12 protein-coding genes are annotated in these 9,182 nt (G+C 69.0%); 8 read left to right on the forward strand and 4 right to left on the reverse strand.

Going from position 1 to position 9,182, the window contains the following annotated elements:
* The 7 genes from FNH08_RS35855 to FNH08_RS35885 form a co-directional block, all read left to right on the forward strand.
* On the forward strand, positions 1–801 hold an 801-nt coding region (locus FNH08_RS35855; protein WP_152775708.1), incomplete at its 5' end, for a helix-turn-helix domain-containing protein.
* Positions 798–1,019: a DUF397 domain-containing protein gene (locus FNH08_RS35860; protein WP_152775709.1), complete on the forward strand. Its 222-nt coding sequence runs from the start codon at positions 798–800 to the stop codon at positions 1,017–1,019. The genes FNH08_RS35855 and FNH08_RS35860, both read left to right, overlap by 4 nt.
* A gap of 52 nt (positions 1,020–1,071) precedes the next feature.
* Positions 1,072–1,320, forward strand: coding sequence for a hypothetical protein (locus FNH08_RS35865; protein WP_152775710.1), 249 nt, complete (start codon positions 1,072–1,074; stop codon positions 1,318–1,320).
* A gap of 89 nt (positions 1,321–1,409) precedes the next feature.
* Positions 1,410–1,715, forward strand: a complete 306-nt coding sequence (locus FNH08_RS35870) for a hypothetical protein (RefSeq protein ID WP_228034556.1) — start codon at positions 1,410–1,412, stop codon at positions 1,713–1,715.
* Entirely contained in the window at positions 1,712–2,071 is a 360-nt protein-coding gene (locus tag FNH08_RS35875; RefSeq protein WP_322726036.1) for a hypothetical protein, read from the forward strand. The genes FNH08_RS35870 and FNH08_RS35875 overlap by 4 nt, the downstream gene beginning before the upstream one ends.
* Positions 2,072–2,201: 130 nt before the next feature.
* Positions 2,202–2,552 carry a DUF6247 family protein gene (locus FNH08_RS35880; protein WP_152775712.1) on the forward strand — a complete coding sequence of 117 codons (351 nt, stop codon included), beginning with the start codon at positions 2,202–2,204 and terminating at the stop codon, positions 2,550–2,552.
* A gap of 74 nt (positions 2,553–2,626) precedes the next feature.
* Positions 2,627–3,232, forward strand: coding sequence for a DinB family protein (locus FNH08_RS35885; protein ID WP_152775713.1), 606 nt, complete (start codon positions 2,627–2,629; stop codon positions 3,230–3,232).
* A 10-nt stretch (positions 3,233–3,242) separates the two neighbouring features.
* Here FNH08_RS35885 and FNH08_RS35890 read toward each other — a convergent pair whose 3' ends face one another.
* The 4 genes from FNH08_RS35890 to FNH08_RS35905 form a co-directional block, all read right to left on the reverse strand.
* A complete protein-coding gene (locus FNH08_RS35890; protein ID WP_322726037.1) occupies positions 3,243–4,718 on the reverse strand; it encodes a sensor histidine kinase in 1,476 nt (491 codons plus the stop codon).
* Entirely contained in the window at positions 4,715–5,455 is a 741-nt protein-coding gene (locus FNH08_RS35895; protein ID WP_152775714.1) for a response regulator transcription factor, read from the reverse strand. The genes FNH08_RS35890 and FNH08_RS35895 overlap by 4 nt, the downstream gene beginning before the upstream one ends.
* An 81-nt stretch (positions 5,456–5,536) precedes the next feature.
* Complete coding sequence (locus FNH08_RS35900) at positions 5,537–5,764, reverse strand: hypothetical protein (RefSeq protein WP_152775715.1); 228 nt, start codon at positions 5,762–5,764, stop codon at positions 5,537–5,539.
* 35 nt (positions 5,765–5,799) lie between these two features.
* Positions 5,800–6,948, reverse strand: a complete 1,149-nt coding sequence (locus FNH08_RS35905) for a S1C family serine protease (RefSeq protein ID WP_152775716.1) — start codon at positions 6,946–6,948, stop codon at positions 5,800–5,802.
* Positions 6,949–7,308: 360 nt separating this feature from the next.
* On the opposite strand from FNH08_RS35905, the gene FNH08_RS35910 reads away from it, so the two are divergent.
* Positions 7,309–9,138, forward strand: a complete 1,830-nt coding sequence (locus tag FNH08_RS35910; protein ID WP_322726038.1) for a trypsin-like serine protease — start codon at positions 7,309–7,311, stop codon at positions 9,136–9,138.
* Positions 9,139–9,182 lie beyond the last annotated feature (44 nt).

The following is a 9,182-nucleotide window of genomic DNA, read 5'->3' on the forward strand; positions in this document are numbered from 1 at the left end:
GAGTCGGGGCGGGCAGTATTGGGGCAGACGCTCCGGTTCCTGCGCGAGAAGGCCGGGAAGACGCTGGGACAACTGGCGGACGAGACCGGCTACGACAAGAGCTACCTGAGCCGTCTGGAGTCGGGCGAGCGGCTGTCCAAGGTGACGGTCATGGAGGACTTGGACGGGTACTACGGGTGCGGTGACCTGCTCGTCTGTCACTGGAAGGTGGCGCGGATCGACGCCTTCAAGGACAAGTACAAGGAGTTCATGCGGCTGGAGGCGACGGCACGGATCATGCACAGGTACGCGCCGAATGTGCCCGGCCTGCTGCAGACCGAGGAGTTTGCTCGGGAGGTGTTGTCTGGGCCCCAGACAACAGGCCAGGACGCCGAGGCGGTCGAGGAGCAGGTGGCAGCTCGCCTGGGGCGGCAGCTTCTGCTGAGCAAGGAACCGGCGCCCAGCGTCCGTTTCATCATCGACGAACTCGCCTTCCGCCGTCCCTCCGCCAGCGCGGAGACGTGGGAAGGCCAGTTGCTGCGCATCGAGGCCGTCGCGCAGCGGCCCAACGTCGTCGTGCAGGTGCTGCCGTTCTCCGTGGGAGTCCACCACCTCATGGGCAAGGGGTCGCTGACCCTGCTCTGGCAGAAGGACGGAAGTGCCGTGGCCTACACGGAATCTGGCACCGACGGCCTGCTGATGGACGATCCAGAGGACGTCATGCGCCACCGTTTGTCCTACGATCGGCTGCGAGATCTGGCGCTGTCCCCATCGGACTCGCTGACGTTCATCAGGGATGTACTGGAGGAGCACAGATCATGAAGCGAACCCCTGACCTCAGCACCGCTGTCTGGCGCAAGTCGACCTACAGCGACGGAGGGGACAACAACTGCGTCGAGGTCGCCGACGGCCACCCCGGCATAGTCCCCGTCCGCGACAGCAAGACCCCGGATGCCCGCCCGCTGGTCTTCTCAGCGGCCTCCTGGTCCGCGTTCATGGAGGGCGTCAAGGGTGGGGCGGACGTAAGCACCATCGGGTGAAGCAGGCGAGAAACCGGGACGGAAAGGAGTGCGGTCCCGTCACGGTGATCCCATGCCAGAGATCACGACCACAGCCCCCTCTACCGCTCAGCAGCCCACCGTCGATCAGCTCGCCGAACGCATCGCCGCCATCCGCGAGACACTGCGTGAGCGGATGGGCTGTCCGCTGACCGACGAGGAACTCGACCAAGGGCCGGACGTACTGGCCAACCTGTACGCCCTGGCCGCCGAGAAGGTGCGGGCCCGGGGCCAGCTGCCTCCGCCCGAGTGGGTGCGCGGACAATCCGCGCGGGGACGGTGAGCGCGACTATGGTCGTGGACACGGCGCGTCGAAGGAGGACATCGATCATGGCTGCCCATGCTGCGGAATCCGATCCCATCGTCCCTCCCATGCCCGAGCGGACCCCGAAGGCGCTGCGTGAGGCCATCGCCCAGCACACGCCCAAGCTTGTCCCGGACTTCGACGAGCACTGGAAGTGGGCGATTGCCGATGCGTATGACGTACGCCCTGTGCCCGCGTTCGTGGCCTTCTGGTGGGGTGAGTACGCCTTGGCCCGGGACCCCGAGCTGGACGCACACGTGCACGATCTCGAACTCCGGGCAGCGGAGTCCACCGACATCGCCGAAGCGAAGGCCCTCCTCGAAGAGGCAGCGAGGATTCGCCACCGGGTGCAAAAACTGGAGCCCGGCGAGTGACTGACGGATTGATGGGGCCGCCTTGGCAGATGGACTGGCGCCTCGATGCTCTCGCCGCCCTCGAAGCGCTGCCTGCGCATGTACAGGAATGGGTCTACGCCGCGCGCGCCGAACTGGTCACGGCGAAGGATCCATATTTCCGAGGTATCGAGACGGATGCCTGCCTTCCCGACGGAATGCAGGTCGTGCCTGTACGGTCCAGCGAGCCGAGCGGCGCACGTGCCCTCTTCTTTGACGACGGCAGCGGCTGGCTGAAGTACTCCTTCGTACCCCGCGTCGAAGATCCCCAGATCATTGTGGAACAGGTCTTCTGGCAGGGGGTCGAACCAGATCAGGCACCTCCGACGGAGGAGTAGGCGCCCCGGCAGTCGTACCGCGTACCGCCGCTCTCCGTGCGGGCCGGCATGACTTGGCCGCTGGCCTCGCGCGGGCACGGTGAGCGCGGTTGTGGTCGTGGACACGGCGCGTCGAAGGAGGACATTGATCATGGCTGCTCACGCTGCGGAATCCGATACCGTCGTCCCTCCCATGCCCGAGCGGGCCCCGAAGGCGCTGCGTGAGGCCATCGCCGAGCACACACCCGAGCTGCTCCCCGACTTTGACGCGCACTGGAAGCGGGCGATCGCCGATACTTACGACCTCGGCCCTGTGCCCGCGTTCATGGCCCGCTGGTGGGTCGAGTACGCGCTCGCCCGTGATCCCAAGCTGGACGCGCACGTGCATGATCTCGAACACCGGGCCGCGTACGAGTGCACTGACATCGACGAGGCCAAGTCCCTCCTCGAAGAGGCGTCGAAGATTCGCTACCGGGTGCGAGAACTCGAGCCCGGCGACTGATTGACGCTCGGACCGCCTCCGTCCGCTCATGAAATGGCGTTCGACAACGATTCCACGATCGCCAGACTGACCCCATGACCCCACCGAAGACCGCCCCGGATCCCAAAGCCGACCTTCACCGCTACCTCCAGGAGGCCCGGGACGCCCTGCTCTGGAAGCTCGAAGGGCTCTCGGAGTACGACGTCCGTCGGCCGATGACGCCGACCGGGACCAATCTGCTGGGCCTGGTCAAGCATGTGGCGAGTGTGGAGCTGGGGTACCTCGGGGACACCTTCGGGCGGCCGTCCGGTGAGCCGATGCCCTGGCTCGATGAGGGGGCCGAGGACAATGCGGATATGTGGGCCACCGCCGACGAGTCACGTGAGTACATCGTGGGGCTGTACCGCCGGGCGTGGGCGCACGCCGACGCGACGCTCGACGCGCTGGCGCTCGACGCGGTCGGCAGGGTGCCGTGGTGGCCGAGCGGCAAGGACGAGGTGACCCTGCACCATGCCGTCGTGCGCGTGATCGCCGACACGCACCGGCACGCCGGGCACGCCGACATCGTCCGGGAACTCATGGACGGCGCTGTGGGCGAGAAACAGGGCAGCAACAGCATCCCGCCCGTGGACGCGGAGTGGTGGGAGGACTATCGAAGCCGACTGGAGCGCGTGGCCCGCCAGGCGTCCCCCTCGGACTAGGGGCTCGCCCTCACGGCACCTCGGGCGGCGGCGTAGGCGCCCCCGGCAGCCGCACCGTCGCCAGCGTGCCGCCGCCCTCCGCGCGGGTCAGCGTCACCTCGCCGCCTGCCTGCTGGACCGTGCGGGCCACGATCGACAGGCCCAGGCCCGAGCCCGGCAGCGCGCGCGCTGAAGGTGAGCGCCAGAAGCGGTCGAAGACGTGGGGGAGTTCGTCGGCGGGGATGCCGGGGCCGTGGTCCCGGACGGTCAGGGTGCCCTGCGCCAGGGCCACCTCGATGCTGCCGCCCTCGGGGCTGAACTTCACCGCGTTGTCGAGGATGTTGACGATCGCGCGCTCCAGGGCCGCCGGTTCCGACCGTACGTACCAGGGGCCGAGGTCCGCCGTGATCGTCAGCTCCGGGCCGCGCAGGCGGGCGCGGCGCAGGGCCGACTCCACCGTGTCCTGGAAGTCCACCACCTGAACGCGGTCGCCCTGCTGGCCCGTGTCCGTGCGGGACAGCTCCTGCAAGTCACCGATCAGGGAGGACAGTTCCGTCATCTGCGCCTTGACCGAGGCGAGCAGTGCCTTGCGGTCGGCCGCGGGGATCGGTCGGCCCGTCTCCTCGCTGCGGGTGAGGAGTTCTATGTTCGTACGCAACGACGTCAGGGGCGTGCGGAGTTCGTGGCCGGCGTCCGCGATGAGCTGCTGTTGCAGTTCGCGGGAGTTCGCCAGGGCGCTTGTCATCGAGTTGAACGAGCGGGAGAGGCGCGCGATCTCGTCCTCTGCCTCTTCCTCCACGGGGATACGGATCGTCAGGTCCTCGGTGCGGGCGATGTGTTCGGCGGCGTCGGTGAGCTTGTCGACAGGGCGCAGGGCCGCACGGGCCACGAACAGGCCCGTCGCTCCGGCGCCCACGACTCCGATGCCGGAGACGAGGAGGAGCAGGAGGGCGAGGTCGTTGAGGGTGTTCTGGGTGTTCTTCAGAGGAATCGCGATCTGCAGCGCGGCACCGGGGTAGATCTGCGGCGGAGAGAAGCCGCCCTCGGTGACCAGCAGGGGCGTTGTCAGCACGCGTACGGCGTTGCCGTTCGCGTCGGTGCCGTTGCGGGCGAGTCCGTTGCCCGTCTTCGTCGCGTTCTCGATCACATCGGTGTCGCTGGACGTGACCTTGACCGTGCCCTGGGAGCTCTCGTCGACACAGGCCGTGCCGTCGTCCTTGATCAGCTGGAAGTAGTAGGAGCCGCGCCCCACGAGGCCGTTGGTGGTATTCGTGTCCTTCGGCTCCTTCGGGCAGGTACTGAGAAAGGCCTCGACCTGGTCGTACCGCTGTGGCTTCGCCGCCGCACGCTGCAGGTCGTTGTCCACCTCGTCGTACAGCTTCCCCTGCACCACGAACCAACAGCTCACCGAAACCGCCGCCACCGCGAACGCCACCGCCGCCGCGACCAGCAGCGACAGTCGCGCCCTCAGCGGAAGCGACCGGTACCGGCGTACGACGTTCTTCACTCCGCCCCACCCGACCGCAGCACATACCCCACCCCGCGCACGGTGTGCACGAGACGGGGCTCGCCGCCTGCCTCCGTCTTGCGGCGCAGGTACATGACGTACACGTCCAGGGAGTTCGAGCTCGGCTCGAAGTCGAAGCCCCAGACCGCCTTCAGGATCTGCTCACGGGTGAGCACCTGGCGCGGGTGGGCCATGAACATCTCCAGCAGCGTGAACTCCGTACGGGTCAGCTCGACGGCACGCCCCCCGCGGGTGACCTCACGCGTCGCGAGGTCCATCCGCAGGTCCCCGAAGGTGAGCGCCTCGTCCTCCTGGACCGCGCCGGCCACCGAGGCCGCCGCGTACGAGCTGCGGCGCAGCAGGGCCCGGACACGGGCGAAGAGCTCGTCCAGCTCGAACGGCTTGACCAGGTAGTCGTCGGCCCCGGCGTCGAGCCCGGTGACACGGTCGCCGACCGTGTCGCGGGCCGTCAGCATCAGGATGGGGGTCGTGTCGCCCGCGCCGCGGATACGGCGGGCGGCGGTCAGGCCGTCCATCCGGGGCATCTGGATGTCCAGGACGACCAGGTCGGGCTGGTACGCGGTCGCCTTCTCCAGGGCGTCCGCTCCGTCCACGGCCGTCTCGGTGTCGTACCCCTCGAAGGCCAGGCTGCGCTGGAGCGCCTCGCGCACGGCGGGCTCGTCGTCGACGATCAGGATGCGCTGCTGGGGTTCACGGTCGCCTTCGGCGGGGCTCATGGTGTGTCGTTCCTCGGGTGCGGTGGGACGGGTCGGGCGCTTTCAGCCTCGCACGTCAGGGGGTGGTGCGGTAAGTGACGATCAGCCGCGGACCGTACGGCGGCGGGTGCGCGCGGCGGTGTTCCGGCGGGCCGTGGTGCGGGCCGTGGTGCGGACCTCCGCGGGGGCGATGGCCAGCTCGGGGGCGCGCGGCGTCGGTGGGTGCAGCTCGTACGCCACGGCGAGGGCCAGACCGAGCCCGGCCGGGTCGCCGTACCGGGTGCCGTACGGGGCGCTGTTCTGCTGCTCGTGCACAACCTGCGTGATCATGTCGAACTCCTTGGTTCGGCGCCCCGCGGGGCGGCTCAGTTGTCGGAACCGCCCGCGCGCAGCGTGCTCAGGTCGGACTTGACGGTGTTGATCGGGATGGCGAAGCCGAGGCCGACACTGCCGGCGTCGGAGGAGGACGAGTCGGAAGCGGCCGAGTACATCGCGGAGTTGATGCCGATGATGTTGCCGTTCATGTCGATCAGCGCGCCGCCGGAGTTGCCCGGGTTGAGCGAGGCGTCGGTCTGGAGGGCCTTGTACGTCGTCGTGGACGAACCGGTGTCACCGTTGAACTGCTGCCCGCCGAACTCGAAGGGCCACTGACCGCCGCCACCGCCCTGCTGCTGTTGCTGCTGGCCCTCGTCCGTGGCGACCGTGACGTCACGGTTCAGCGCGGAGACGATGCCGCTGGTGACCGTGCCGGACAGGCCCTCGGGGGAGCCGATCGCGACGACCTCGTCGCCGACCTGGACGTCGGCCGAGTCGCCGAGCGAGGCGGCCTGCAGACCCGAGGCGTTCTCCAGCTTGATCAGCGCGAGGTCCTTCTTGCTGTCGGTGCCGACGACCCGGGCCGTGTACTCCTTGCCGTTGCTGGTCGTCACCTTGACGGACGAGGCGCCGGAGACCACGTGGTTGTTGGTGATGATCTCGCCGTCACTGGTGATGATCACGCCCGAACCGGTGGACTGACCCGCGTTCGAGCTGGCGCTGATCTCCACGATGCTCGGGCTCACCGCCTTGGCCACCCCGGCGACGGTGCCCTTCTGGCTGGTCGGAACCACGCTGGCGCTGGTGGAGGTGGAGGCCGCGGTGTCCTTGCCGGTCAGCTCCTGGATGCCGTACGCGGTGCCGCCCCCGATGGCCGCCGCGACGATCGCCACGGCCGCGAGCAGGGCCAGCGGACCGCGGGCGCGCCTTCTGGGGGCGGCGGAGGAGGAGACGGGCTCCTGGAGGAGAGCGGTGGCGGTGGTCGCCGCCGCGGGCTCCTGGTACGCGCCGTCGGCCTGGTACCCGGCGTTCGCCGGTGCCTGCGGCTCGTACGCCGAGGCCTGGGGGCCGTATCCCGGCGGGGGCGGCCACTCCGGGTTCACCGGGGAGGCCGCGTGCTGCTGCTGGGGGTACGCGGTGTGGTGTCCGTGACCCTGGGGGTTCTCGTACTCGCCGCTGCGGCGGAAGCTCTCGGTCATGACTCAGAGCTTGTCGCGCGTCCATGAGAGGTCCCTGAGTGCCGGCTGAGAAGCCCGGCAGAACCTCGTATGCCCGATATAAAGGCGCTGGGGTCCGGATAAACGCGCCGGGGTCCGGGCCCGGTGGGGAAACAACGGGTGGCCGTGAGGTGAGAACCCGGAAGGCGCCGGACGAATACTTGTTTGGGCGCTGTGACACCGGTGCGCAGAGGGACATTTGGTGCCTACGATCATCCGCGCCGGAGGGGGGCTCCGCGGTTTCGCCCACTGACGTACGTCATGTACGGCAGGAGTGGCCCGCGCGTTCTGTAGTACGCCCTTCTCGGGCCCTACTACGACTTCGCACCCCAGGAGCCCTGAGTGATACGTGCCCTGCGCGGCCGTCACAGACGTGCGGTCATGGCGCTGCCCGTGGCCGCCCTCGCGCTGGCGCTGAGCTGCGCCGGCGCCCTCGCGACGTCCGCGAGCGCGGCCGACGGACCGGCCGGCCTGCCCGACGGGGGCATCGCCCGGCAGCAGACCGCCGCCCCGAAGCCCACCGCCTCCGACGCCGAACTGCGCGAGCGCGCGGTGAAGGCGGCCAAGGAGGAAGCGGCCAAGGAGGCCAAGGAGTCCTCGGATTCCGCCAAGGCCGGCGACTCCACCGACGCCACCGACGCCGGCAAGGCCGGTGAGTCCCCCTCCGAGCAGTCCCCGTTCATCATCGGCGGCACCGAGACGACGATCTCCAGCGCCCCGTGGATGGTCCAGCTCTACTACTACGACGAGGCCGCCGACCAGAGCTTCTTCTGCGGTGGCACCCTCGTCGCCCCGAACAAGGTCCTCACCGCCGCCCACTGTGTGGCGGGCCTGGACTGGCAGCAGTTCGGTTCCGTGATCTCGGGGACCAGCAACCTGCTCGACGACTCCACGGGCACCGTCGCCGGCGTGTGGCGCCAGTGGAGCCACCCGAAGTACGACGAGGCGACCATCAAGAACGACGTCGCCGTCCTCACCCTGGACCGCCCCCTGGAGCAGCAGTGGCTGCGGCTGGCGGCCTCCAACGACAGCTCCCTCTACACCCCCGGCACCACCGGCACGGTGTACGGCTGGGGCCTGACCTCGGGCGCCGACGGCGCCGAGCTGTCGCCGACGCTCCGCAAGGCCAACCTCCCGGTGGTCGCGGACTCGACCTGCAACACCGCCATGCAGTCGGTGATCGGCGAGGACGTCTTCGCCGAGGGCTCGATGATCTGCGCGGGCACCCCGGCGACCGGCGGCGACGACGGCACCATCAGCCCCTGCAACGGTGACTCCGGCGGCCCGCTGGTAGTGAACGGAAAGATCATCGGCATCGTCTCCTGGGGTGTCCAGGGCTGCACCGCCGAGGGCGCCTACCCGGTCTTCACCAAGGTCTCCTCGTACACCTGGGCCGCTCAGCCGCGCATCGACGACACCGACCTGACCTTCGACGGCCGCGCCGACGTACTGGAGCGCACGCCGTCGGGCAACCTGTTCGCGCAGGCCAGCAAGGGCACGTCGCTCGCGACCCGCGAGTACCAGGGCAACGGCTGGGAGAACACGAGCTGGGCGCTGCAGGCCGACCTGGACCGCGACTTCTACCAGGACCTGATCGTCCGCGACAAGACGGACGGCAAGCTGTACCGCAGCTACATGGACCACTCCTCCATGGAGTGGACCTGGATGCAGATCAGCTCGGTCTGGGGCGGCTACAAGTCGTACGCCATCCCCGGCGATCTGACCGGTGACGCCCGCCCCGACCTCGTCGCGCTCGACGCGGACGGTTCGGTCTACCTCTACCCGGGCAAGGGCAACGGCCAGTTCAACAGCAAGGTCAAGGTCGTCTCCGGCGCCTGGAAGGGCGTCAAGCTGATGGGCCGCGGCGACCTCTCCGGCGACGGCAAGGCCGACCTCCTGGTCCGCTCCTCCGACGGCACGCTGTGGCTCTACCGCGGCACGGGCAAGGCGTCCGCCCCCTGGTCGGCCCGCATCAAGGCCCGCACCGGCTGGAACTTCACGTCCTACGTCACCAACGGCGACGTGAACGGCGACGGCATCGCCGACGTCATGGCCCGCGGCTCCGACGGCACGCTGTGGCTCTACCGCGGCACGGGCAAGGCGTCCAGCGACCTCTTCTCATCGAGGATCAGCCTGGGCACGGGCTTCAACCAGTACAACCTGATGTTCTGAGCGACCCCAAAAAATGCGGGCTCCGCATCCCGGAAGGGATGCGG

Source organism: Streptomyces spongiae (assembly GCF_009377185.1).
Taxonomy (GTDB): domain Bacteria; phylum Actinomycetota; class Actinomycetes; order Streptomycetales; family Streptomycetaceae; genus Streptomyces; species Streptomyces spongiae.

Excerpts from the sequence above, each read along its gene's own strand:
- FNH08_RS35865 (WP_152775710.1), top strand. The coding sequence starts at position 1,072 with ATGCCAGAGATCACGACCACAGCCCCCTCTACCGCTCAGCAGCCCACC.
- FNH08_RS35900 (WP_152775715.1), bottom strand. The coding sequence starts at position 5,764 with ATGATCACGCAGGTTGTGCACGAGCAGCAGAACAGCGCCCCGTACGGC.
- FNH08_RS35905 (WP_152775716.1), bottom strand. The coding sequence starts at position 6,948 with ATGACCGAGAGCTTCCGCCGCAGCGGCGAGTACGAGAACCCCCAGGGT.
- FNH08_RS35870 (WP_228034556.1), top strand. The coding sequence starts at position 1,410 with ATGCCCGAGCGGACCCCGAAGGCGCTGCGTGAGGCCATCGCCCAGCAC.
- FNH08_RS35885 (WP_152775713.1), top strand. The coding sequence starts at position 2,627 with ATGACCCCACCGAAGACCGCCCCGGATCCCAAAGCCGACCTTCACCGC.
- FNH08_RS35880 (WP_152775712.1), top strand. The coding sequence starts at position 2,202 with ATGGCTGCTCACGCTGCGGAATCCGATACCGTCGTCCCTCCCATGCCC.
- FNH08_RS35860 (WP_152775709.1), top strand. The coding sequence starts at position 798 with ATGAAGCGAACCCCTGACCTCAGCACCGCTGTCTGGCGCAAGTCGACC.
- FNH08_RS35895 (WP_152775714.1), bottom strand. The coding sequence starts at position 5,455 with ATGAGCCCCGCCGAAGGCGACCGTGAACCCCAGCAGCGCATCCTGATC.